The sequence below is a fragment of the Hymenobacter sediminis genome, assembly GCF_003231285.1.
GTDB lineage: Bacteria > Bacteroidota > Bacteroidia > Cytophagales > Hymenobacteraceae > Hymenobacter > Hymenobacter sediminis.
In genome coordinates this window covers 164,466-188,363 of the sequence record NZ_QKNS01000009.1, presented here as the reverse complement: position 1 = coordinate 188,363, position 23,898 = coordinate 164,466, and the positions used below count along the sequence as shown (strand labels likewise).

The following is a 23,898-nucleotide window of genomic DNA, read 5'->3' as shown; positions in this document are numbered from 1 at the left end:
TTCTGACCCTGGACTTAGTGCCGGAACAACAGTTCGCGGTACTTTACCAGAGGCCAGTCCTCATCGGCCACCATCAGCTCCAGCTTGTCTACTGAGCGCCGGATAGTGTCGAAATGCGTCTTGACGGTGTCGCAGTAGGCCACAGCCCGCTCGCGCGTATCGTCGAGTTTATTGGCCACTTTGCGGGCATTAACCATCTCATCTACCTGAGTTTTGATGGTTGAGATATGCCGGGAAATGGCTTTAATAGTATTTACCGTTACCTCTGAATTCTCATCGTCGAGGCCCAATTCGCGCAGGCCGCGGACGTTGTTTATCAGTTTGGTTTGGTAGGCAACCGCCGTGGGTATGATATGGTTCACGGCCAGGTCGCCCATCACGCGGCTTTCAATCTGGATTTTCTTGATGTAGTCCTCCAGCAGAATTTCGTGGCGGGCGTGCAACTCTACGTGCGAGAAGATGTGGTGACGCTCAAACAGCGAAGCAGCATCTTCTTCTACAATGGCATCCAGAGCCTGAGGCGTGGTAGGCACGTTAGAAAGGCCACGCTCGGCAGCTTCCTGCTTCCACTCATCAGAATAGCCATTGCCTTCAAAACGAATGTTTTTGGAGCTGATAACGTACTCGCGCAGCACGTCCACAATGGCCACCTCTTTCTTCTTGCCCTGCTCAATCAGCGCATCTACCGACTTTTTGAAGTCGATCAGTTGCTCGGCCACTATGGCGTTGAGCGTGGTCATGGCTGAGGAAGAGTTGGCAGACGAGCCCACCGCACGGAACTCAAACTTGTTGCCGGTGAAGGCAAAAGGCGAAGTGCGGTTACGGTCGGTATTGTCAAGCAGAATAGCCGGAATCTTGTCAATGCCAAGCTTCAGGTAGATGTTGTCGCCTTTGTCCAGGGGCACTTTGGCAGTGCGCTCCAACTCATCCAGCACCGAGTCGAGCATGGAACCTACGAACACCGACATGATTGCCGGCGGGGCCTCGTTGGCTCCCAAGCGGTGGTCGTTGCTGGCCGAGGCGATGCTGGCGCGCAACAGATTACCATAGCGGTGCACCGCCTTGATGGTGGTGATAAAGAAGGCCAGGAACTGTAGGTTTTCCTTAGGACGGCGGCCGGGAGCCAAGAGGTTCACACCCGTATCGGTGCTCATGGCCCAGTTGTTATGCTTGCCCGAGCCATTCACACCGGCAAATGGCTTCTCGTGCAGCAGCACCTTAAAGTTATGCTTGTCGGCCACGCGCTCCATGATGTCCATGAGCAGCTGGTTGTGATCCACAGCCAGGTTGGCATCCTCGAAGGTGGGGGCGCACTCAAACTGGTGGGGGGCTACCTCGTTGTGGCGGGTGCGCAGCGGAATACCCAACTTGTTGGCTTCCTCCTCAAACTCCAGCATGTAGGCGTGTACACGAGCCGGAATGGAGCCAAAATAGTGGTCTTCCAATTGCTGACCTTTAGCCGGGGCGTGCCCAAACAGGGTACGGCCGGTCATCACCAGATCAGGACGGGCGTTGTATAGGGCGCGGTCCACCAAGAAGTATTCCTGCTCGATGCCCAGGGTTGTGTGCACACGCTGCACGTCCTTATCGAAATACTGACACACATCCACGGCAGCCTTTTCTAGCGCGGCCAACGACTTCAGCAAGGGAGCTTTGTAGTCGAGAGCTTCGCCGGTGTAGGCTACGAAGATGGTGGGAATGCACAGGGTCTTGGCGCCGGCAGTTTCAATGATGAAAGCGGGCGAGGTAGGGTCCCAAGCGGTGTAGCCGCGGGCCTCAAAGGTATTGCGGATGCCGCCGTTCGGGAACGAGGAAGCATCAGGCTCCTGCTGCACCAGCGCCGAGCCTTTGAAATTCTCAATCGGCCGACCATCCGAATTCAGGTCGAAGAAGGAGTCATGCTTTTCAGCGGTAGCACCGGTCAGGGGCTGGAACCAGTGCGTATAGTGCGTAGCTCCCTTGGCCATAGCCCAGGTTTTCATAGCCGAAGCCACTGCATCGGCCACGCTCCGCTCTACCGGAGAGCCTTGCTTGATAGCAGCCTGCAGCTTTTTGAAATACTCGCCGGGCATGGTAGCCCGCATGGCATCCAGGTTAAAAACATTTTTGCCAAACGTCTCGGAGCGACGCTCACCGGCAATAGTGACGGCCAGCGGTTCGCGCTGGTCAACTAGCTCAAGAGCTTTAAAGCGAAGAATTGCCATGCTGAAAGTAGGCGTGAGAGAAATTCAGAGTTTTTATTGGGTCAAAGGTATGACGTTGCAACGTTTTTTCTCACTACCCCCTTCGATTTTTAGTGCTGTAAACGAAAAAATAGATGATTTACTCATTCATACACCCTCTCAGCAAGGGTATATTATTCAAAGATTACTTTTTTTAACAAACCTACCCCCTTTAGAAGCTCTATATCCTATAGGCGCCAATATAATCTATAACAGGCCTAGCTCAGTGCTTCAGGCAAATGAATAAAGTTGGCCGCCTACCTTTGCGGGGTGAAAAACCGCTTTGCGTTCCAGCCACGCTATTTCCTGTTCTGGCTGGCTTACTTTATTTTGGCCAAAGCCTTCTTCGTTGCCTATCATTGGGACCAAACGCAGGCATTGCCAGGCACAACGGTAGCAGGCATATTCGGCTACGGCCTGCGCCTCGACGCGGCAGCCACGGCCTATATGTGTGCTGCACCATTCTTCCTTTTTGTAGTAAGCAGCTTGGCGGGCCCACGTTTCCCGCTGGAAAAAGCAGTTCGGTTCTTTACTACGGCGCTGGGTATAATTGTGGGCATGCTTACCATAGCTGACCTGGAATTATATAGTGCCTGGGGCTTCCGGCTCGATGCTACCCCCCTCCAATATTTAAGCACTCCGCAGGAAATGGCCGCATCAGCGGGTAGTGCGCCGGTAGTTACGCTGCTGGCCCTCCTGGGGCTACTATTACGGCTAGGCTGGTTTCTATATAAAAAAGTAGTAGGCCCGTTGCCGGCATTGCCGCCCGCTTTTGGGCGGGGACGAGCGACGCTGGCCGGCTTGCTATACTTGGCCTTGCTGGTGGTGCCTATGCGCGGGGGTGTGCAGCAAATTCCAGTAAACCAAAGCGACGTGTATTTCTCGGATCGGCCTTACGCTAACCACGCGGCCGTGAATGTTCCCTGGAACGTGGTCAACTCGCTACGGATGCAGAACGCAGGGCCTAACCCCTACCAATTCCTGCCCGATTCTACCGCTACCCGCCTCACCCAACAGCTCTATGCCCCCACCGGGCCCGATACGGTTTCCCTGCTGCAAACCACGCGGCCCAACGTGTTATTTATTATCCTGGAAAGCTTCACGGGCAAGCTGGTGGGCCACCTGGGTGGTGAGCGGGGCGTAACTCCTACCCTCGACAGCCTAAGCCAGGTAGGGGTTTCGTTCCGGAACCTGTATGCGGCTGGCGACCGGAGCCAGAAAGGTCTGGTGGCCCTACTCTCCGGCTACCCCAACCAGCCCACGACCAGCATTATCAAGTCGCCGCGCAAAACGGAGCAGCTCCCGCACCTAGCTCGGGTGCTGCGCGGACAAGGCTACTCCACTGCCTACTATCACGGGGGGGAACTGGCCTTCGCCAACATGAAAAGCTACCTCGTGACGGCCGGCTATGAGCGGTTTACGGAGCGCGCCGATTTTGCCCGGCGTGACCAGAACTCCAAATGGGGCGCCCACGACCATGTGCTGCTGACCCGCATGCTGCGGGAACTACCCCGGCAACGTGCCCCTTTTTTCGTGACAGCCTTTACCCTGAGCAGTCACGAGCCCTTCGATGTACCTATGCCCACCCGCTTTCCGGGCGAGAGCGAAGCAGCCCAGTTTCGCAACTCTGTGTATTATACTGACCACGTGCTGGGTCAATTTCTGCGGCAGGCCAGCCGACAGCCGTGGTGGGCAAATACGCTGGTGGTTCTGGTTGCCGACCACGGCCACCATCAGCCCGGCAATACGCCCAACCACGCCCCCGCCAAGTTCCGGATTCCACTTTTGCTTACTGGTGGGGCTCTGAAACCTGCGGTACGCGGGCGTAGCATTGCTACCTACGGCAGCCAAACTGATGTGCCCGCTACCCTACTGAACCAGCTGCAGCTGCCAGCTACCGGCTTCTCCTGGAGCCGCGACCTACTGGCACCTTCCCCACCTGCCTGGCCTGGTGGAGCTGCCTTTTACTGCTTTACCGATGGTTTTGGGGTAGCAACTCCGGCCGGTACTGTCACCTTCGATAACGTAGCCCGGCGGGAAATAAAACGCACGGGCAAACCCACGAAGGCACAACTGGAACTCGGCGAAGCGTATGAGCAAACGTCTTTCGCGGACTATCTTAAAAAGTAGCTGGTACTCCCTGCTTATTACAGACGTGGACTCCTTATAGTATAGTATTAATAGAAGGTCGCTAGCCGAGTTATTTTTCTACCTCTGGAAAGCTGCGCAATGGCTGAACTCCTATTCGTCTATAACGCTGATTCAGGACTTCTGAATAGCGCCTTGGACACGCTACACAAAACCCTGTCGCCGGCTACGTATGCCTGTTCCCTTTGTGCCGTTACGTATGGGGCTACCAGCATGCGGCCCGAGTGGCGCACCTTTCTGCGAGATTTGCCGGTAAACACTACTTTCCTGCACCGCGATGAGTTGCGCCAGCGCTACCCCTCGTTACTTGCTGAACCCTTACCGGCCATATTCAGGCGCGAAACCAACGCAACTGCGTGGCAGGTATTTCTGACGGCTCGCGAACTAAAGCCTCTCGATTTACCGGGCCTGATCCTGATGATTAAAGGCCGGCTGCCCATGGTTGAGGAGGGCAGTACGGAATAAATGTTATTTGCTTCGTAGCCGCGGGCGGTTTTCATCATCTATTCAACCCGTCCGTGTGGCTACGTCATCAAGTACAGGCTATACCACTCCAGAATCAAATGGCGACTTTCCGCCTGAATAGCATCAGGCCTTCCCGGAAAAATCGGGGGTAGTAAATAAAGCCCGAAACGTTTCACCCCGGCTGGCCTGTTCTGCCTTTCACTGCGTGTGGTGCGCGCTATCCAACCCGGCGTAGTATCTTTGTGGTCTTGCTTATGGAAACCAGAAAAGTTGCCTTTTATACGTTGGGCTGCAAGCTCAACTTCTCCGAAACCTCGGCTATTGGCCGGCAGTTTGAGGAGCATGGCTTCGTGAAAGCGGCCTTTGAGGATGCAGCCGATATCTACGTCATCAATACCTGCTCTGTCACGGACCACGCCGACCGCAAGTGCCGCAAGGTGGTGAAGGAAGCCCTGAAACACAACCCCGAGGCGTTTGTGGCCATTGTGGGCTGCTACGCTCAGCTTAAACCCCAGGAAATTGCTGAAATCCCGGGCGTGCACGCCGTATTGGGCGCGGCCGAAAAGTTTCAGCTGGTAGAAACGCTGGCGGGCTTTCAGAAACCTGCGGCCGGACAGCCAGGACAGGTATTTGCCTCGCCTATTTCCGAAGCTACCGAATTTCATGCCGCTCACAGCTACGGCGACCGTACCCGCACCTTCCTGAAAGTGCAGGACGGCTGCGACTACTCCTGCTCGTTCTGCACTATTCCGCTGGCCCGAGGCAAGAGCCGCTCCAACTCAGTGCAAAGCGTGGTGGAGCGGGTAGAAAAGCTGGCTGAAACCGGGGTAAAGGAAATTGTGCTGACTGGTGTAAACCTTGGCGACTTTGGCCTGCAGGGCCCGGAACGCGAGCGGAAGGAGAACTTCTCCGACTTGGTGCGCGCCCTCGATGAGGTAGAAGGCATTGAGCGGTTCCGCATTAGCAGCTGTGAGCCAAACCTGCTTTCCGACGAGATTATTCGGTTTGTGGCGCAGTCGAAGCGGTTTATGCCCCACTTCCATATTCCGCTGCAGTCGGGCTCCAACAAGATTTTGGGCCTGATGCGCCGCCGCTACCGTCGTGAGTTGTACCAGGAGCGCGTCGCTCTTATCAAGGAGGTAATGCCCCACGCCTGCATTGGGGTTGATGTCATTGTGGGCTTCCCCGGCGAAACGGAAGCGGACTTTTTGGAAACCTACCAGTTCCTAAACGACCTAGACGTAAGCTACCTGCACGTATTTCCGTACTCAGAGCGTGAAAATACACTGGCCCCTACCCTTCCTGGCCGTGTGCAGGACCGCCACCGCCACGAGCGCACCACTCAACTGCGCAGCCTCTCAGAAAAGAAAAAACGTTACTTCTACGAGCAGCACGTAGGCGCCGAAACCCAGGTGCTGTTTGAAGACGACGTAACCAACGGACAGATGGAAGGCTTCACGCCAAACTACATCCGCGTTACGGCCAAGTACGACCCCATCTTAGTTGGGGAAATGAAGCGCTTACGCCTGACGACTGTTAACCCACAGAATCTGATGGAAGCAGAAGAGGTTGGCGTTGAAGTCTTTCAGCACTAAATCACCCATTTTACCCAAATGCAAAAGCACCCGACCATAAGTGGTCGGGTGCTTTTGCATTATATCGCCAGATATATTTGGCTATCGAGTAAGCTGGCGCTGCATTAAATCCATCATTTGCTGCATCAGACGCTGCTGCTCTTGCAAATGCTGGTTGCGCAATTCAGCTAGGGCCAGTTGGTGAGCCATCTGCTGGGTATAAAGCGCCGTTTGCCAACTGGTATCGGGGGTAGTAGCTGGCGTGGGGGCCGCGGCGCCCAGAGTTGGTTCCGTTATAGCTTGTGGCTGAGCAGGAGCAACTGGTGAGCTTACCGGAACAGCAGTTGGAGCTGTAACGGGAGCCGCAGGTGCCGTATTTTCTACTGGTATAGCAGCAACTTCAGGTGAAACTGAAACAGGAGCCACACTTTCTTCAACAGCCAATGGAATGGTAGAAGACACTGCTGGTGCTGGTGCTGGTGCTGGTGCTCCTTCCGTATTTAACATAGGTCCCACACCTTGCAACAGCCAATCTTTTGATATATATGGATAAACCTCAAATACCTTACACAAAAGGTCAAAACCTGGCTTATTCCTTTCTTCTACCAAATGTTGTATTACGGTAGCAGTCTTATCCAGGGATGTGGCAAATGCATTCTTTGATATCCCCAAATGAGAAATCAAGGCTACAAATCGTTGTCCTACTGTTTCAGTGCTTGCCATAACCAAATGCTTATTATATACAAATGTACAATTATCATTTAAAATCTCGCGCATTTTTATTCGTAACTGATGATTGACATAGATTGCATTGAAACCTACAGCTCGCGCTGCTTTAGTTCCGGTTAACTGATCATATAAACTAGGTATATATCTGTAGAAACTCGAAATCATAACGCATTACATATCCTGAGTACGCTATCAAGCCAGGGCATTAGTTTCTGCGATAAAGACTTTTATTCTAGCTGCTGCTATATCGAGAGTCGACCCATTTCTAAAAATAGTCTTCCATCCCGTCAGGCTGCATTGTTCAGTTGCATGAGGCGATAGTAGCGGCTTTGTTACTGTGCTCAGCTACTACATCAGCTAGTGCTTCCTGCAGTTGTTGGCTTACCCTACGTAAGGTGACAGGCTGTGCGAGGGTTGAACTCTAAATGACAGGTTGCCGACGCATTTAGGCCATGGCATGCCTGTATAAGTTGCGAAGACGACCGGCAGCTATTGTTCAGGAGCACTTTGTAGTAATACCAGTTCGTCCACTGTCAGTGCTCTGCCATTACCTCGCTCACAAGAGTACTGTAGCACCACGTTGTAAGGTATTCGCTGGGGCTGGCTATTGATTTTTCTACACCAAGCTTATAGTTAATAATGGACTGTTAGCTGACGCGCCAGCCGCTGCCATTGTTGAGCGAGCGGACTTAAAGAACCTAAACGCTGGGCTTTGGGATGGCACATGTATAACGTGGATCCGCTTCTCTCTATACTACCCCATACCTGAGCCTCCAACCCACTGCAAGGCGCGTCCCACCCAGATGCAAACCCATCCGGTGGCGTTACTTCTGAGCTCCCTCCTACCCCTGTTTCTACTCGAAGCGGAGCGACTCAATAGGGTCGAGGGCGGCGGCTTTGCTGGCCGGGTAATAACCTGAGGCAAGGCCTACCGTCACGCAGATCAGCAACCCAAGCGACATCCAAAGCCAAGGCACAATAAAACCTCCCTGCTCCATAAACACGGTGAGCAGGTTGCCACCGCCTACCCCCAGCACAATGCCTAACAGACCGCCCATCACGCAAATTACAATAGCCTCAATAAGGAACTGCTGACGGATCTGAAAGGAAGTAGCGCCTAGTGCCTTGCGAATCCCAATCTCGCGGGTGCGCTCCGTAACCGACACCATCATGATATTCATAAGGGCGATGCTGGCACCGAGCAGGGTTATAAAACCAACCAGGAACCCGCCTATCTTCAGCCCCCCGGAAAGTTCATCCAGCTTAGCTGCCAAGGAGTCGGAACGCTCTACCTCAAAGCTGTCTTCCTGGCCCAAGGCATCGTGGCGCACGGCACGCATAATGCCAGTGGCCTGCCCGGTGAGGTAGTTCAGCTCGCCGGGGTTGGACGTGGCCGTTTTCACATCGAAGGTTAGCTCACGCTGACGGGGTAGCTGATTGCCCGTTTCCAAGGGAATCAGCACCAGCCGGTCGGCGCCGCCACCCTGGCCACTACTGCCGCTTTTCTCTAGCACCCCCACTACTAGAAACCGGCGGCCCATCAGGTACACGTACTTGTTCAGCGCGTTGCCCGAGGCATAAAGCTTATCTTTCACTTCGGATCCAATAATGGCTACGTTGGTGCCGTTGTTCAGCTCTAGTGGTGAGAATGTCCGTCCCGTACCCAGATTATAGCTCTGGATGCGGAGGTAATTTTCGTCGCCGGCCACGACCTGAATATTGGGGTTCGTTTTTTTGCCGTTGGCCTTTACCTCGGTAGCGCCCGAAATAAAAGCTGACACGCCTACCTGCGCTTCGTCGCCCAAAGCCTGTTTATACTTTTTGGCCTGCAGCAGCGTAATGGGTGGGTATAGCTTGCCTTTCACCCCACCCCGTCGGGAGCGGTTATTATACCCCTTGGCCTTCATCTCAAAGGAGTTAGCCCCCAGACTGGCAAACGTCTGATTCAGGGAGGATTTCATTACATCAATGGCCGTCAGGATGCCTACCAGCGACATAATGCCGATGCTCACGATGAGGGCCGTCAGGATGGTGCGCAGCAGGTTGCTTTTGATGGAACGAAAAGCCTCTTTGATGTTTTCCAGCAGATGCATAGGAAGGGCAGCGGGTAAGCGCGGGCAGGAGATGGTAGGCGGCTTTATCTGGCCGGCGAATGGCCCTAGGTCACCGCCACCGGTCGTGCAAGGTAAGCGGTTTCACGTAAACTCCCACCGGCATTTGCTACCTTTAGAAGTACGCATAGAAACGGATTTTTCTGACAATGCAGCTTCCATAGCCGGTGTTCATCTACTACCTCACCGTCAGCGGTAAAGCCTTGCTGCAGACTCCCCCTTTTGCCTGTATAATATGATCCTTTCTCGTCTGTTTGCTCTGCTTCTGCTGCTGGCAGCCATGGCGCTTCGGCCCCTGGCAGCTTGGGCCAACCACATTTTCATCCCGATGGATAACACCCAGAAGGAACACCTGAAAGCTTATGGGGCCGCTTACTGGCTGCTAGGCAAGCAGGTGGAAGTGGACTGGCTGCTGAATTATCGGGGCGGGTCCTTTGCCTGCGCGGTGGCTCCCGGTGCCGAAAACGAGCTGGCCGTACGCGGCGTGACCTACCAGGTAATCAGTGAGGCTCAATACACCAGCATCCTCTCTGAAATAGCTGACCCCAACGCCAACATGGACGTGATGAAGCTGGAGAAGGTGCCTAAGATTGCCGTGTACACGCCCAAGGGCAAGCAGCCCTGGGACGACGCCGTAACCCTGGTGCTGACCTACGCCGAAATTCCCTACACCCAGATTTACGACGACGAAGTACTGCGCGGCGACCTGCCCAAGTACGATTGGCTTCACCTCCACCACGAAGACTTTACGGGCCAGTACGGCAAGTTCTATCGCAGCTACAGCAGCCGCCCTTGGTATCAGCAGCAGCAACGCGAGTCGGAAGCTACTGCCAAGCGCAATGGGTTCAGCAAGGTCAGCCAGATGAAGGCCGCGGTGGTGGTGAAGATGCAGGAATTTATTGCCGGCGGCGGCTTTCAGTTTGCCATGTGCTCCGCCACCGACTCCTACGATATTGCGCTGGCGGGGCTAGGAATTGATATGGTGGAAAGCATGTACGACGGCGACCCTGCCGATCCGGCGGCGCAGCAGAAGCTCAATTTTAACCGCACTCTGGCTTTCCAGAACTTCCATCTGGTGCGCGACCCCATGGAGTATGAGTACTCCGACATTGATATGGATCCGCGGGAGCGACGCGTGTACGAAGACAACGACTACTTTCAGCTCTTTACGTTTTCGGCCAAATACGACCCCGTGCCCACCATGCTCACTCAGAATCATGAGCGTACCGTTAAAGGGTTTATGGGCCAGACCACAGCCTTCCGTAAGTCCCTGATTAAGCCCGACGTGGTGGTGATGGGCGACAACAAGGCCTCGGGTGAGGTACGCTACATGCACGGCACGCTCGGCAAGGGCACCTGGACGTTTTACGGCGGCCACGACCCCGAGGACTACCAGCACTTTGTCGAAGAAGAACCTACCGACTTAGCCCTGCATCCTAACTCTCCTGGCTACCGGCTTATTTTGAATAACATTCTGTTCCCGGCTGCCAAGAAGAAAAAGCAAAAAACCTAATAGGCAACAGGTTACGCGTGCTACTGTAACATAAACGAACCCCGAAGCAGTACGTCTGTTTTGGGGTTTGTGCATTTTATCTGTTAGGTCAGGTATCCAGCTGGGCACCAAACTCGTTTGTAGCATTCACACCAACGTTGCCATTATGCCTTCTCCTGCCTCTAATTACGGCTTCTCTACCTCTCAGAACGACGTCCGGACGGCTAATCCGTTGCCACGCGCGGTTCTGCGCTCTAATAATTATCTGCTACTGGACGGGGAATGGCGCTTTGCCGTAGACCCCGATGACACTGGCCTGCGCGACGGTTGGTACCTGACGCACGCCTATGAGCAAACGGCCAACTGGCCGGGCTCGGTGGAAGAGCACATGGCCCAGGGCCAGCCCGATGCCCCCCGATGGCAGGATAAGGTAGTGGTTTGGTATGAGCGGGAGTTTCCTCTCCCCGAGCGCGGCGACGATGGCACCCACTCCCTGTTCCAGCTAACTTTCGGGGCCTGCGGCTACGAAACGCGGGTGTGGCTTAATGGCTTCCTGCTCAGCACTATTGAGGGCGAACAGGTACACTACGGCGAATACACCTCTTTCTCTTTTGAGCTGCGCGAGGAGCATCTGCGGCCCGTAAACCGCCTCACCGTCCGCATCGTCGATACGATGGATGCCGACACGACGCGGGGTAAGCAGGAGTCGCACGTATATAAGCGCGGCGGCATCTGGTACCAAACCTACACAGGGGCTGTGCGCAGCGTGTGGCTGGAAATGGTAGAGCGCAACCGCCTCCGCTCACGCGTGGGTGTGGACAGCATTATCGAGGACCAAATGGTGCGCTTCAACCTCACTACCCGCATCCACGACCCCGGGCTGTACACGCTACGCCTGCAGGTATTTGATAAGGTAGCGCCTACCCCCCAGCCCTTGGCCACCGCCGATTTTCCACTGCGCTTGGAAGCTGGGCAGCGGCAGCAACGGGTGGTAATGGAATTGGCCGGCGCCAAGCTTTGGGCGCCGGGGGCCCCCAACCTCTACCGCTTGGTAGCTCAACTGATAGATAGTGAAGGCTACTCAGCTGAAATAGAAACCCACTTTGGTCTGCGCAAAATAGAGTCGCGCGGTACCTATGTGTATCTCAACAACGAACCCATCTATCTCGATGGCATTCTGTACCAGCCGGGTACGGCCACTTTTGAGGAGATGCAGCGGCACATGCACGCCATGCAAGCGCTGGGCTGCAACCTAGTGCGGGTACACATTGCTGGGGTTGACCCTCGCATTTATAATCTGGCCGATGAATTAGGCTTGCTGCTCTGGGTAGAAGTACCCAGCCCTCACTCCTCTACCCCCAAGAGTCGCGAAAACCACAAGGCGGAACTACTCCGGATGCTGGCCCTGATTGAGTCGCACCCCTCCATTGTTATCTGGAGCCTATACAACGAGGACTGGGGGGCCCAGGACATTGCCACCAATGCCAAAACCCGGCGCTACATCGTGGATATGTACCACTACATGCACATCAATCACCCACAATTTCTGGTGGTTGACAACGATGGCTGGCAGCATATTTCGCAGGAAGGACGCCTGAAATCTGACCTGCTGACGGCGCACGTGTACACGCCGGAGCTACCGCGCTGGGCCGAACTCCTGGACCGCATGGTACAGGGCGACCTTGACAACGTGGCGGTACTTCCCTTGGTTATCGGCGACCCATTCTTCTACGGCCGTCAGAAGCCCCTGATTGTGAGCGAGTGGGGCGGCTTTGGTTTTGCCGATTACGGCGGACCGCAAAGCTCTGATGAGCGCACCGAGCGTATCCGTCAGTTTAAGCAGGAGTTGCGTAAGCGCCCCATTGCCGGCGACGTGTATACCCAGGCCACTAACATCGAGGATGAACGCAACGGCCTAATTGACTTCCATACTGGCGAGCTTTCCGTACCGGCGGGCCTGTTGGCCTCCAAGTCGGCGGCTGAAGATGCCGCTTCTTCCGATAAATAAAGCGGCGAGTTCGGGCTACTTCGTCAGACGAATGATCTGGCGGGGTAGCTCGGGCAAATCGGCCGTCTTATCAGGATCTGTCGAGAGCGTTAACTGAACCATTACAGGCTGGCCTTTGGCCGTTCCGTAAGCAATCAGTTCGTAAGCCATACCACCGGTTTCGGTGGGGTAGCTCAGGCGGTATCCTTTTGCAGGTGCATCCAGGATAAAGCATTCCAGCGGCTGGCGCTCCACATGCTTGTGCTTCTTCTGTACCTGTTGCACAAATTGATCCGGGAAGGTGCGTAGCATGCTATAGTCCAGATACATCCAGGTCATCTGGTAATCTTGGCAACGCACCGAGTATTTCGACTCAGGCGTACAGCCAGTAGGCACCTTCAGATCGAGGCCACAGAAGTTAATGGTGGCGGCTGCGGGGCTTGCAGTATCCTGTGCCTTCAGCCAGCCTGGTAGAAACAGAAAGAAAAGTAGTAGTAGTTTTTTCATTCGGTTGAGCCTGGAAATACGGCGGCTAATATATAACCATCTTGTGCCGAATGGAATGAAGCCAAGCTACAGAATGTAGATTCTTATTGTGCTAGTGCATTCGGTCGTCGCGAACGGGTAGGCTGGTCACAATTTCCCCTTCTATTTTCAGCAGTTCCTGCAGCCGCGCGTCTACCTCCGTAGGGTCACAATATTCCTTGGCCAGGTCCACGTAACTCACAAAGTGACCGGCTTCAGAAGCCATCAACTCGTAGTAAAACTGGCTTAGCTCTGGGTCCGGAATGTGCTTCCACAAAAGCTTGAACCGCTCACAGCTACGGGCCTCTATCAGAGCGCTTACCAATAGCTGGTCCATCAGCTGCCGCTCACGGGCGCCGCCCTTCCGGACGTGGGTCATTAGCTGCACCACGTACTCGTCGCGGCGGGGGCGGCCCAGCTCGTGGCCACGCTTGCGCAGCTCCTGCAACACGCGCGTAAAGTGCTCCCACTCCTCGGCTACCAACGCTGTTAGCTCTTCTACCAGCCGGGTTTTCTCCGGGTACTTTACAATCAGCGAAATACCAGTGCTGGCAGCTTTCTGCTCACAATAGGCATGGTCAACCAGAATATCCACGATGTTCTTGCTGGCAATATCCACCCACCGTGGGTCAGAGTTCAGCTTTAGCTTCAGAATAGTTTTCTCTTTCATGACTTTTTACGCAGAAAATAAAGCGAACCGAAGGTAGATATAGATGGGGCGGCTACCCCTCGCAACGGCCCAAACCCGCAGTGTGGTTCCGGGCCTGCCTGGTCTTCCTTCGCTAGGCTTTACTGCAATGACTTAGGAATTAATTAAAGAACTGCCAACGAATACCGAACTGGACACGCCGTGGCATTCCCACATAGTAGGGTGTAGTGAAATAGCCTGACTGGGGCAAAAATTGATTAACGTAAGCCATTTTCAGGAATATGCTCACCGTTTTGATGTCCCCGCTTAGGAATACATCCACCAGCGGCGTGTTGCGGATAGTGAAGTGGTCCTGCAGGTAAAACTGCTGGGTGCTGGGACTGTAGTCGTAAGCCTTCCACCGCGACTGAAAGTAGCCCTGCACCCCTACCTGCGTCAGCAGCGCTTTTTTGAAGATGAACCCTTGGTAGTAGAAGCGGGAATCGCCTACTATTTTCGGCACCCGAATTCCTTCAACATTGTCTTCAGCACCAAGGGTATACGTACCTTGGGTATCCCACACAAAGCGCCCAAAGTTTACCCGGTAGCGCGCCATCAGCATGATTAGTTGCTGGGCCACGTCACGCTGCTCCGGTATGGCTTGCTGGTTGTAGTAGATCAGGTTGCTGATGTTAGCCACAGTCCCTACCCCTTCTAGATAGTGCCGACCCAGCTGCTGCGCTAGCCGAACCCGAAGCTGCTGCACCTGAGTGTTCTTGAAGTCTTGCAGAGTTAACTGCTGACTTGTGTTCAGCGTATCGGCGGGCCGGCTAAAAAGCTCGCGGTCTTTGGTTTCCCCCCAGCGGTAGTGGTTTCCATAGAACTCCATTTCCGTAAGCGTGGGCGCGTACTGAGTTAGCAGCAATTCCCCGCTCAGCGGGCCTAAGCGGGCAATACCATTAAGCTTGTATTCTATTTCGTTGATGTCGGTTTCTACTTTTACTTCGCCATTGGTTTCAATAGCAAACTGCCGGTAGCGAAAAGCGGCTGCACCACCCGCAAAAAACTGGGTGCCATTACGCTCGGGTAGGGCTTCCCCCAGTACGGCGGGTTGCCCATAGGCCGCCCGCGTAACCAGTGAATACGTGCGCTGACGACCATACAGTCTATATTCCACTTGGTTGCTGTTGCCCATCACTCCCACCGTATTCTCCAGTTGCCGGAACTCAGCTCGGTCATCGGTGGCGGCTTGGCTCAGCAGCAGCGCCGGATAAAAAGCAGAGGCTCCCCGAACTGGGTTCAGGCGGTCATCGGTGAATTTGTTGAGTTGGCGGCTCCAATCGAAGATATGAAACGCGGTGAGGCCCCGGCCAAGCAAGCGGTAAGTATGCGCGAGCCGTACTCTGTCCCGGTCGTCGCGGTTTACGGCGTTGCTCAGGCGCACCAGTTCCCGCCCGTAATCAAAGAGCTGCGACAAATCATACCGGTTGGGGTTTCCTTCTAGCGTGTCAGTAGCTTGGGGCTGAACTCCTCCTTGCTCTACTGCCCGGTGGCGGGCAGTACTGAAGTTCGCCAGCGCATGGTACCGGTCATCGGGAGACTGATAACGCACGAAAAACAGGAAGTTTGAGTGCTCTACCAGACCGGCTCGGGTGTTACCAGCGTTTCCCATTAGCTTATTGGAGCCAAACCGCTCGTAAGCAAAGCCCACGTTAAACGCCTTCTTGATGCTGCGCGCGTACGACAGTTCAAATACCTGCTCATAGGGGTTGCCCTGAATAAAGCGGAAGAAGGTATAGGGCGAGCGGGTATCGTAGTAGGGAATAGTAGCCGCGTCGCGCACATATTGGTCGAAAACGTTGCGGCCCAGGCGGGCGCCCAGCTGCGTGTTCGGCGTCCAGAGCAGGCGGCGCGAGGCAGTGCCAAAGTTGCCCAGGTTTTGCTGGTAGGTGCTGTCGTAGGTCCAGTAGCGCGACTGAGGTAGGCGGGTAAGGGTCGTGTCAATCATTCGCCCCAGCGTATCGCCCCGGAACACATCAGCTTCGCGCAGAATGAAGGTGGTATGCGCGCCGTAGCGCACTTTGGTAGAGTCGTCAATAATCTGGGCCTGGGCAGTGCCAGCCAGCAGTCCTACGCCGGCCAGCAGCGCCGCTACCCGCCCTACCTGAGACAAAGGCCGCACCCGGCAACTTACCGGCGCTGAAACACGAACAGGGCGCGCGGGGGCCTTCAACAACGAAAACAACAGCGGATCAGACAACAGCGTGGGGCTGAAAGTACGGGGCCAGCAGCTCAGCCAGACGGGCTTCCCCATCGGCCAGAAACCGGACCTCAATTGGAATATAGAGTACAGGGAGAGCAGCTACCAGCGGAGCCAGGGCTGGCTCCAGCAAGCGGGCCGCGTCTTTCTGGGTAGTTACAACGCACTGGCCCGGTCCTAATTGCGCGGCCAGCTGCTCAAGCTCCGGCTGGGTAAACGCGTGGTGGTCGGGGAAGCGGACGTGGTGCACCACCCGGTAGCCGGCCGTGCGCAGGTGTTCCAGCAACGGCTCGGGCCGCGCGATACCCGTAAGCACGACTATGTCGCCGCCGAGCTCGGCGGGCGCTTTCGCCGTGAGCGGTACTGCCACCCCGTAGTGGTAGCACGAGAAAAGCACGGGCACCGCCGGCTGGGCGTAACGCTGGATGCGCCGGGTGATTTCCTGCCGAATGGTAGCCGATAGAAAAGGGGGACATTTCGTGACAATAACCACATCGGCTCGGACGGCGCCTCGGCGGCTTTCCCGCAGGCGGCCGGCGGGCAGCACAAAGTCATCATAGAAAGGCCGCTCCTGCTCTGTAAGCAAGATATTCACCTGGGGCCTTACGCGCCGATGCTGGTAGGCATCATCCAGCACTACAGCAGTAGTCGCGGGCTCGTCGTGCAGCAGTTGCCGGATGCCGGCCACCCGATCTTCGCTTACCACTACCGGCACCTCGCCGCCGAAGTGGCGGAACTGCTGGAGTGACTCATCGCCGATGGTGGCCGCCGTATCTTCAGTGGTAGCCCACCGGTAGCCACGAGTCCGGCGACCATAGCCGCGGCTGAGTAGAGCCGGGTGCTGGGCCTGGCTGCGCAGCCAATTAACCACCCAGGCAACGTGAGGCGTTTTGCCAGTGCCACCTACCCGCAGGTTACCAACGTTGATTACCGTAACCTCCGGGAAGCGCACCGATGGCTTAAGGCCAATCCGGTAAAGCACATTGCGCACGGCCATCACGCCGGCATACAGCCAACTCAGGGGTAGCAGCAACAATGTCAGCAAGGACGACATGGAGTGAACAGTAGGGAGAGGCGCAAAAGTAGCGGGTTATGGACAGGTTGCGAAGGCCCCACGGCCTATAATGGGGGGGCTACGCGGCTGTTTTTGTCGGAAGTTGCCGTAAACGCCGGATATTGGGCCTCTTTCCGGCCCCATTTCTCTCCGCTGCCGCAGCAGACTACGCCAGAAAGTCCCGCCCCCAATGACGATTTACCAGTTCCTGCAACGCGGAGAGTATCACGTTGATTTTTGCGAAGACTTTACGGTAGTGATGCCGCTGGGAGAAGACAAGCTGGTGTGCGCCGTGCTCGATGGGTGCACCCTGGGCCAGGATAGTCACTTTGCCGCTACGCTCGGGGCCAAGCTGCTGCGTAAGGCGGCCAAGGAGCACTACTATCAAGAGCTGTACCAGCCCCGCACGGCCCCCCTCTCCTTGCCCGAAGAGCTTAAACTACTGGTAGCCGGCGTGTTCCAGGGCTTCCGGGAAATGCGCAACCTGCTTCTGCTCGATACCCCCGAGCTGCTCACCACGCTGGTAGTCCTGCTACTGGACACGGCCCGCCACGAGGCCATGCTACTGGCCCTCGGCGACGCTACCGTGGCCGTAAATGGCGAGCTTATCCGCTTCGAGCAGCAAAACCGACCTGATTATTTGGCCTACCACCTCGGCGAAGACTTCGACGCGTGGTACGCCCGGCAGCAACAGCGCCTACACATGTTGGCCTGCCGGGATATCAGCCTGGCCACGGATGGCATCGACAGCTTCCGGCCCGTAGCGGGTCCCGCCCTGGCCGAGCCGGCAGCGGTGGCTCACCGGCTGCTGGTCGACGAAGAGCTAGCCGAGCGCGCCGAGATGCTCAACATCAAGGTCCGGCAGCTACAAAACGCCGCGGGCCTGGTGCCCACCGACGACGTAGCTATTATCCGGGTGCGGCTCCCGTAGCGGCGTTTCTTCGCCCGCTGGTCGGGCCACAGATGCCGCAGCACCGTACAAGCAGCATCACATACCGCTCGCTATGTCCTTTGCCGACCGCCTGACGCGCTTTCTGACCGAGTTTCCCCTACCCCCATCTCTTCCCGAAAATGTGCAGGCGTTCAGCCCCTACCAGGAGCCCACGCCCCTTGGCCTGTTCACCCAGTTTGCCCAGCAATATTACACCGGCAACCAGCCCCGGATAGCGGTGCTGGGCATCAACCCCGGCCGCTTGGGCAATGGCCGCACCGGCGTAGCCTTCACTGACCCCATCGCACTGGCTGCTTGGGGGATAGAGAACGACCTACCGCGCCGCCGTGAGCCCTCCAGCGAGTTTATGCAGGCTGTAGTAACGGCTATGGGCGGTCCAGCAGCTTTCTACGGGCAATTCTTTCTGGGCTCTCTTTACCCTCTAGTTTTGCTGCGCGACGGGCTGAACTATAATTTCTATGATTCGCCGGCCGTCACGGCGGCGCTGTGGCCTACCATTCAGCGAGGCCTGAAGCAACTTGTGGAAGAAGTAGGCCTAGCCCGCCACGCGGCCGTTTGTCTAGGTCGCCGCAACGGACAATATTTCACCCGACTTAATGAGGAGCTTGAGCTTTTTGAGCAGCTACACATCCTCGACCACCCACGCTATTTGATGCAGTACAAGCGCCGTAACCTCTCTGAAAACGTGGCGCTCTATGTAGAAACCTTGCAGAGTGCCGGAAATGTGGGAAATATGCACCGGGTTTAATTCAGCTCCTCTTAGGTAATAACCGCTAGTTGACAGGGGCTCCCTCCTTTTTCGCATACAATTCTATTCCCTACCCATGCCTACCGTCCAAGACCTTGCCCGTGTGCTGGAGCGGGCCGCGCCTCTTGCCTACCAAGAATCCTACGACAACGCCGGCCTGCAGTGCGGCGACCCGCAGATGGAAGTGCGCGGCGTGCTGATTGCCCTAGACTGCACCCCAGCGGTGGTAGATGAGGCTCTGCGCCGTGGCTGCAATGTGGTAGTGGCGCATCATCCGCTCATTTTCAAACCCCTCAAGCGCCTCACTGGGGCTAACGAGGTGGAGCAAACTCTACTCAAAGCCATTCGGCACGACGTGGCCCTGTACGCGGCCCACACCAACCTCGACAACGTGCGGCACGGCGTGAACCGCAAGCTGGCCGAAAAGCTGGGCCTTACCAACCTGCGCATCCTCGACCCTAAGCCCGGATTATTGGCCAAACTGATTACCTACGTTCCTCTCACGCATACCGAAGCGGTTTTGCAGGCGCTCTACCAAGCTGGCGCGGGTCAGGTCGGTGACTATTCCGAATGCAGCTTCCGCACCGAGGGCACCGGTACCTTCACGCCCGGCGCCGGGACTGATCCATTCCTCGGCCGACGCGGGGAAGCGGAGGTTGTGCGTGAGGAGCGCGTGGAAGTGCTGCTACCCCTACACCTGCAGCAAACCGCTCTGCGGGCCCTGCGCCAGGCCCATCCCTACGAGGAAGTGGCCTACGAAATTGTGAAGCTTGAAAATACCAACCAGGATGTAGGCTCCGGTATGGTGGGTGAGCTACCTGAGCCGCTGAGCCCCCAGCAGTTCCGGCAGCGCCTGAAGCAGGCCCTGGGCGTACCCGTGGTGAAGCACACGGAGTTTGAGCAGCCCATCCGGAAAGTGGCCCTGTGTGGCGGAGCCGGCAGTTTTCTTATCAGCAAAGCCCGCGCGGCCGGAGCTGATGCTTACGTAACCGGCGACCTGAAATACCACGAATACTTCGCGGCGGAAGGCCGTTTGCTGCTCTGCGACGTAGGACATTTTGAGAGCGAACAGTTTACCGGGGAAATTTTCCGGGATTTGCTTGCCGACAACTTTGGAAGTACTTTTGCGCTCTTAATTGCTGAGACCCTTACCAACCCCGTCCGTTATGATTTCTAATCCCTCCGCGGAAACCCCCGTTGCCAGTAAGCTGGAAGCCCTTCTGAACCTGCAGCGCATTGACTCGCAACTGGACGAAATCCGGCGCGTGCGCGGCGACCTGCCCGAAGAAGTTCGGGACCTGGAGGACGAAATTGCGGGGTATGAGGTGCGCGTAGGCAAATTCGATGAGGAAATTGCCGCCCTCAACGACCAGATCAAGCAGCGCAAGCAGAACGCCAAAGACGCCGATGGTCTGATCAAGCGCTACGAAGATCAGCAGCAGAACGTACGCAATAACCGTGAGTACGAGGCTATTGCCAAGGAAATCGAGCTACAGAAGCTGGAAATCCAGATTTCGGAGAAGAAAATCAAAGAAGCTCAGTACCAGATTGAGCTGAAGAATACCGAAATCAGCGGCACCAAGCAGCGCCTGGAAGAGCGCAAAAAAGACCTCGACAACAAGAAATCGGAGCTGGAAACCATCGTGAGCGAAAGCGAAGCTGATGAGCAAAAGCTGATGGACGAGCGCTCTACGGCCGTTCAGCCGGTGGAAGAGCGCCTGCTGATGGCTTACACCCGCATCCGCGGTAACGTGCGCAACGGTCTGGCCGTGGTAACGGTAAAGCGTGACGCCTGCGGCGGCTGCTTCAACACTGTTCCGCCCCAGCGCCAAGCCGACATCATTGCCCACAAGAAAATCATCGTGTGCGAGCACTGCGGCCGCGTACTGGCCGATGTGGAGGCCCGCAACGCTTAAGTTGCTACCCCTGCTGATACGCTGAAAGCTAAAAGGAACGGCCCGGGCCGTTCCTTTTTTTTGCCCATGGTTCTCTCCGCTGCCAAGCCACTGCTGTTATTATGCCGAAGGGCCATTTGGCTCTTCTGGGGTAGTCTTGCAGTATTATGTGCTTTTCAGGCGGTAGCGAAGAAGTTGCCGCAAGTAGAGGCAGCATCTGCAGCAACTACTTCTCTCGCGCCTGTCCAGGCGCGCGCCTACTCTGAGGTGCTGAAATTGCGGCCGGCCGCGGCCCGCAATTTTCTCAAAGACGCGGCCCCTACTGCCACTGGCACCCTGCTGGTCCAGGACTGCCTAGACATCACTGAGCTATTAGTCAGCCAAGATGCCAGCCGCTACGCCGCCACCGTGGCGGCCCAGGACCGCCGCCTGGCCATCTTGGAGAAATCAGCAGAGGTAGGAGCCCTGCGCGAATATGCGCGGGCCGAAATCAGGCTGCACCAAGCGGCCGCGCAGGTTGTATTTGGGCATGAGGTGCAGGGTGCTTGGAGCCTGCGCCAGAGTTACCAGCAGATGCAGCAGGTAGTACGCCGCTACCCACAGTACCTGCCGGCCCGCAAAACCTTGGGCATGATGCAGTTTTTTATTGGATCCTTGCCAGAGTCGTACCGCTGGTTTCTGAAGCTGCTGGGGCTACCAGGCAGCGTGGAGGCTGGTTTGCATAACCTGCGCTTGGCCGCCACCCAGCCCAATGATTTTCAGCTGGAGGCTCGTCTGATTCTGGCCCTGCTGGAAGAAACCTACTATAAGCAGCCCGAAGCCGCTCTTACCCTCATCGAAACCCTGCACCGCCAGCAGCCTGACAATTTGCTGCTGAGCTACCTGCTGATCAGTCAGCAGAAAAAGCAGCACCACACCGAAGCAGCCCTGACGGCCTACCGCACCCGCCCTACTGGCTCGGCTTATCTGCCGCTACCCTACCTGCACCACATGGCCGCCGATTTACTGCTCTACCAGGGGCAATACGCCGCCTCTGTCCGGGCTAACCAAGCCTTTCTGGCTGAATATCAGGGCCAGCATTACCGCAAAGACGCCTATTTCAAACTATACCTGGCCGCTTGGCTGAGCGGCGACGCAATTGACGCCGAGCAGTATCGGCGGCGCATCGGGGCCGGGGGCCGCACTGTACTTGAAGAAGACACCTACGCCCAACGGTTTTTTGAGGACAAGCAGCCGCTGCATAAGCTCCTGACGCGCGCCCGTTTGCAGATTGACGGCGGCTATTATCGTGAGGCTCTGACTACACTAAGCGGCTTCCGCGCTACTTCTGCTACCTCCCTGCGCGACCGGCTAGAGGAGCCCTACCGCCTGGCCAGAGCCTGGCACCTGCTCGGCCGCCCCGATTCAGCCAGGCTGTTCTATGCCCGCACTATTGCGCTGGCCGGCAACGCGCCCTACTATTTCGCACCACAATCGGCTTTGCAGCTGGGGTACCTCTACCAACTGGAAGGGCAAAAAAACACGGCCAAGGTTTATTTTCAGAAAGCCCTCAGCTACCCCAAGCACGAATATAAGAACAGCACCGACACCAAAGCCAAGCTGGCCCTCAAGGAGTTAGAGTAGCCATCGGACCACGTTTAACCGCCCCACAGGGGTAGGCAAACTGTAGTCTGGCGCCGGGCAGACGGTGCCCTGCTTGCCTTAGGTCCCCGCTTGACCAGCTGCCTTTATAGAGGCTACCGATTTCCGACGGAGCCACCCGCCTCCTACTACCTTTGCTTTGTGCTCACCCTTTCGCTCACTGATCTTCCCGCTGACTTTCGCGCCCGGGCACTACACTGGGCCGCCAGCTTTCCGCATTGTGCCTACTTCGAACCCAACGACCTAACCTATCCAGGTGGGCCGTTTAGCCGGTTATTAGCCGTAGCAGCGGAGGCTAGTACTGCGCCCGCTACTCTTCCGGAACTACGAGCCTGGCTGGCTGCCGAGTCGGGACAGGTGCCCCGTTGCGGCTTCATCACTTATGATGTTAAAAATGAAGTAGAAGCTCTCTACAGCAATAACCCTTCTGGGCTGGCTTGGCCTACCCTGCACTTTTTCACTCCTGAAATATGGCTGCAGTGGCAGGAAGACACGGTAAAAATCCACGCGCCAGATCCGGCTGCCGTTTATCAGCAGATTCTGGCGTGGCAAGTGCTCCCCCCCGCTCCGGCCCCAACCCCGGTACTTCGCCCGCGCATGCCTCGCTCGGAGTATCTGGCCGCCGTGCGGGCCGTGCAGAACGATATTCTGGATGGCGAGGTGTACGAGCTCAACTTGTGCCAGGAGTTTTACGCCGAAAATGTGCAGCTGAGCCCAGTGGAAGTATTTCTGCAGCTGCAGCAGGTATCGCCTACCCCCTTTGCTGGCTTCTACCGCCACCACGAGCATTACTTGCTTTGCGCCTCGCCCGAGCGGTTTCTGCGGCGGCAGGGCAATACGCTCCTTTCCCAGCCCATCAAGGGCACCATTCGCCGGGGGCCTACCCCCGCTGCCGACGAGCAACAGCGCCTGACCCTGCTTCATGATGAAAAGGAGCGCGCCGAAAACCTGATGATTGTGGATCTGGTGCGCAACGACCTCGCCCGCATAGCCCAAACCGGTACCGTGCAAGTGCCGGAATTGTTCGGCCTTTATCCCTTCCGCCACATCTGGCAGATGATTTCAACCGTGCAGGCCGTGGCCCGCCCCGATGTAGAGTTGGAGGATGTCTTGCGGGCGGCTTTCCCTATGGGTTCGATGACTGGCGCGCCGAAAATCAGAGCCATGGAGCTGATTGAGCACTACGAGCACAACCGCCGCGGCCTCTATAGCGGCAGCATCGGCTACGTACTACCCTCCGGCGACTTCGACTTCAACGTGGTCATTCGCAGCCTGCAGTACCGCCAAGATACAGGCTACCTCTCCTTTCAGGTCGGCTCGGCCATTACCCACGACTCGGTGCCGGAGCGCGAGTATGAAGAGTGTCTGTTAAAGGCCCAAGCGCTGCTGGAGGTATTAAAAGCAAAATTGTGAGATGACGCATTTGACGTGTGGCTGATTTTGAGGGGTAGCGTTGGAAGGGTGATG

The 23,898-nt window shown here is 56.4% G+C and carries 18 protein-coding genes; 11 read left to right on the top strand and 7 right to left on the bottom strand.

Translation table 11 applies throughout. From position 1 onward, the window contains the following. Nucleotides 1-14: 14 nt before the first annotated feature. The gene (locus DNI29_RS21255) at nt 15-2,204 is read right to left on the bottom strand and encodes a glutamine synthetase III family protein (RefSeq protein WP_110980154.1); all 2,190 of its coding nucleotides are present in this window, start codon (nt 2,202-2,204) and stop codon (nt 15-17) included. A 288-nt stretch (nt 2,205-2,492) separates the two neighbouring features. Here DNI29_RS21255 and DNI29_RS21250 point away from each other — a divergent pair, with 288 nt between their 5' ends. From DNI29_RS21250 to mtaB, 3 genes are all read left to right on the top strand, one after another. Continuing rightward, nucleotides 2,493-4,352 (top strand): LTA synthase family protein, encoded by a 1,860-nt coding sequence (locus DNI29_RS21250; RefSeq protein ID WP_123823357.1) that lies wholly within the window; start codon nt 2,493-2,495, stop codon nt 4,350-4,352. A gap of 99 nt (nt 4,353-4,451) precedes the next feature. Beyond that, a complete protein-coding gene (locus tag DNI29_RS21245) occupies nt 4,452-4,835 on the top strand; it encodes a hypothetical protein (RefSeq protein WP_110980152.1) in 384 nt (127 codons plus the stop codon). A 254-nt stretch (nt 4,836-5,089) separates the two neighbouring features. Next, a complete protein-coding gene (gene mtaB, locus DNI29_RS21240; RefSeq protein WP_202910556.1) occupies nt 5,090-6,430 on the top strand; it encodes a tRNA (N(6)-L-threonylcarbamoyladenosine(37)-C(2))-methylthiotransferase MtaB in 1,341 nt (446 codons plus the stop codon). Between the two features lie 81 nt (nt 6,431-6,511). Here mtaB and DNI29_RS24285 read toward each other — a convergent pair whose 3' ends face one another. After that, entirely contained in the window at nt 6,512-7,303 is a 792-nt protein-coding gene (locus tag DNI29_RS24285; protein WP_123823356.1) for a hypothetical protein, read from the bottom strand. A 689-nt stretch (nt 7,304-7,992) separates the two neighbouring features. Then, nucleotides 7,993-9,231 carry an ABC transporter permease gene (locus DNI29_RS21235; protein ID WP_110980150.1) on the bottom strand — a complete coding sequence of 413 codons (1,239 nt, stop codon included), beginning with the start codon at nt 9,229-9,231 and terminating at the stop codon, nt 7,993-7,995. Between the two features lie 253 nt (nt 9,232-9,484). On the opposite strand from DNI29_RS21235, the gene DNI29_RS21230 reads away from it, so the two are divergent. Further along, nucleotides 9,485-10,762, top strand: a complete 1,278-nt coding sequence (locus DNI29_RS21230; protein ID WP_110980149.1) for an asparagine synthetase B — start codon at nt 9,485-9,487, stop codon at nt 10,760-10,762. Nucleotides 10,763-10,907: 145 nt separating this feature from the next. Further along, entirely contained in the window at nt 10,908-12,749 is a 1,842-nt protein-coding gene (locus tag DNI29_RS21225; RefSeq protein WP_110980148.1) for a glycoside hydrolase family 2 protein, read from the top strand. 15 nt (nt 12,750-12,764) lie between these two features. On the opposite strand, the gene DNI29_RS21220 is transcribed toward DNI29_RS21225, so the two are convergent. The 4 genes from DNI29_RS21220 to lpxK all read right to left on the bottom strand — a co-directional run bounded on the left by DNI29_RS21220 (nt 12,765) and on the right by lpxK (nt 17,195). Then, nucleotides 12,765-13,235 carry a hypothetical protein gene (locus DNI29_RS21220; RefSeq protein WP_110980147.1) on the bottom strand — a complete coding sequence of 157 codons (471 nt, stop codon included), beginning with the start codon at nt 13,233-13,235 and terminating at the stop codon, nt 12,765-12,767. A 91-nt stretch (nt 13,236-13,326) separates the two neighbouring features. Then, complete coding sequence (locus DNI29_RS21215; protein WP_110980146.1) at nt 13,327-13,923, bottom strand: MiaE family protein; 597 nt, start codon at nt 13,921-13,923, stop codon at nt 13,327-13,329. 139 nt (nt 13,924-14,062) lie between these two features. Then, on the bottom strand, nt 14,063-16,141 hold the full coding sequence (locus tag DNI29_RS21210; RefSeq protein ID WP_162303694.1) for a putative porin: 2,079 nt from the start codon (nt 16,139-16,141) through the stop codon (nt 14,063-14,065). Next, nucleotides 16,134-17,195, bottom strand: coding sequence for a tetraacyldisaccharide 4'-kinase (gene lpxK / locus DNI29_RS21205; protein WP_110980144.1), 1,062 nt, complete (start codon nt 17,193-17,195; stop codon nt 16,134-16,136). The genes DNI29_RS21210 and lpxK overlap by 8 nt, the downstream gene beginning before the upstream one ends. A gap of 190 nt (nt 17,196-17,385) precedes the next feature. Between lpxK and DNI29_RS21200 the strand changes: the two genes are divergently transcribed. From DNI29_RS21200 to DNI29_RS21175, 6 genes are all read left to right on the top strand, one after another. Continuing rightward, nucleotides 17,386-18,126 (top strand): protein phosphatase 2C domain-containing protein, encoded by a 741-nt coding sequence (locus DNI29_RS21200; RefSeq protein WP_110980143.1) that lies wholly within the window; start codon nt 17,386-17,388, stop codon nt 18,124-18,126. Nucleotides 18,127-18,199: 73 nt separating this feature from the next. Continuing rightward, the gene (locus DNI29_RS21195) at nt 18,200-18,895 is read left to right on the top strand and encodes a uracil-DNA glycosylase family protein (protein WP_110980142.1); all 696 of its coding nucleotides are present in this window, start codon (nt 18,200-18,202) and stop codon (nt 18,893-18,895) included. Between the two features lie 76 nt (nt 18,896-18,971). Beyond that, nucleotides 18,972-20,072 carry a Nif3-like dinuclear metal center hexameric protein gene (locus DNI29_RS21190; protein WP_110980141.1) on the top strand — a complete coding sequence of 367 codons (1,101 nt, stop codon included), beginning with the start codon at nt 18,972-18,974 and terminating at the stop codon, nt 20,070-20,072. After that, nucleotides 20,062-20,811 (top strand): zinc ribbon domain-containing protein, encoded by a 750-nt coding sequence (locus DNI29_RS21185; RefSeq protein ID WP_110980140.1) that lies wholly within the window; start codon nt 20,062-20,064, stop codon nt 20,809-20,811. The genes DNI29_RS21190 and DNI29_RS21185 overlap by 11 nt, the downstream gene beginning before the upstream one ends. 246 nt (nt 20,812-21,057) lie before the next feature. After that, nucleotides 21,058-22,413 carry a tetratricopeptide repeat protein gene (locus DNI29_RS21180; RefSeq protein ID WP_110980139.1) on the top strand — a complete coding sequence of 452 codons (1,356 nt, stop codon included), beginning with the start codon at nt 21,058-21,060 and terminating at the stop codon, nt 22,411-22,413. 159 nt (nt 22,414-22,572) lie between these two features. Further along, nucleotides 22,573-23,844, top strand: a complete 1,272-nt coding sequence (locus DNI29_RS21175; RefSeq protein WP_110980138.1) for an anthranilate synthase component I family protein — start codon at nt 22,573-22,575, stop codon at nt 23,842-23,844. Nucleotides 23,845-23,898: the final 54 nt, after the last annotated feature.

Bases quoted from the DNA above. Each gene is read 5' to 3' on its own strand.
- mtaB (WP_202910556.1), top strand. From the start codon at position 5,090: ATGGAAACCAGAAAAGTTGCCTTTTATACGTTGGGCTGCAAGCTCAAC.
- DNI29_RS21195 (WP_110980142.1), top strand. From the start codon at position 18,200: ATGTCCTTTGCCGACCGCCTGACGCGCTTTCTGACCGAGTTTCCCCTA.
- DNI29_RS21220 (WP_110980147.1), bottom strand. From the start codon at position 13,235: ATGAAAAAACTACTACTACTTTTCTTTCTGTTTCTACCAGGCTGGCTG.
- DNI29_RS24285 (WP_123823356.1), bottom strand. From the start codon at position 7,303: ATGATTTCGAGTTTCTACAGATATATACCTAGTTTATATGATCAGTTA.
- DNI29_RS21255 (WP_110980154.1), bottom strand. From the start codon at position 2,204: ATGGCAATTCTTCGCTTTAAAGCTCTTGAGCTAGTTGACCAGCGCGAA.
- DNI29_RS21185 (WP_110980140.1), top strand. From the start codon at position 20,062: ATGATTTCTAATCCCTCCGCGGAAACCCCCGTTGCCAGTAAGCTGGAA.
- DNI29_RS21245 (WP_110980152.1), top strand. From the start codon at position 4,452: ATGGCTGAACTCCTATTCGTCTATAACGCTGATTCAGGACTTCTGAAT.
- DNI29_RS21225 (WP_110980148.1), top strand. From the start codon at position 10,908: ATGCCTTCTCCTGCCTCTAATTACGGCTTCTCTACCTCTCAGAACGAC.
- DNI29_RS21200 (WP_110980143.1), top strand. From the start codon at position 17,386: ATGACGATTTACCAGTTCCTGCAACGCGGAGAGTATCACGTTGATTTT.
- DNI29_RS21230 (WP_110980149.1), top strand. From the start codon at position 9,485: ATGATCCTTTCTCGTCTGTTTGCTCTGCTTCTGCTGCTGGCAGCCATG.
- DNI29_RS21235 (WP_110980150.1), bottom strand. From the start codon at position 9,231: ATGCATCTGCTGGAAAACATCAAAGAGGCTTTTCGTTCCATCAAAAGC.
- lpxK (WP_110980144.1), bottom strand. From the start codon at position 17,195: ATGTCGTCCTTGCTGACATTGTTGCTGCTACCCCTGAGTTGGCTGTAT.
- DNI29_RS21215 (WP_110980146.1), bottom strand. From the start codon at position 13,923: ATGAAAGAGAAAACTATTCTGAAGCTAAAGCTGAACTCTGACCCACGG.
- DNI29_RS21190 (WP_110980141.1), top strand. From the start codon at position 18,972: ATGCCTACCGTCCAAGACCTTGCCCGTGTGCTGGAGCGGGCCGCGCCT.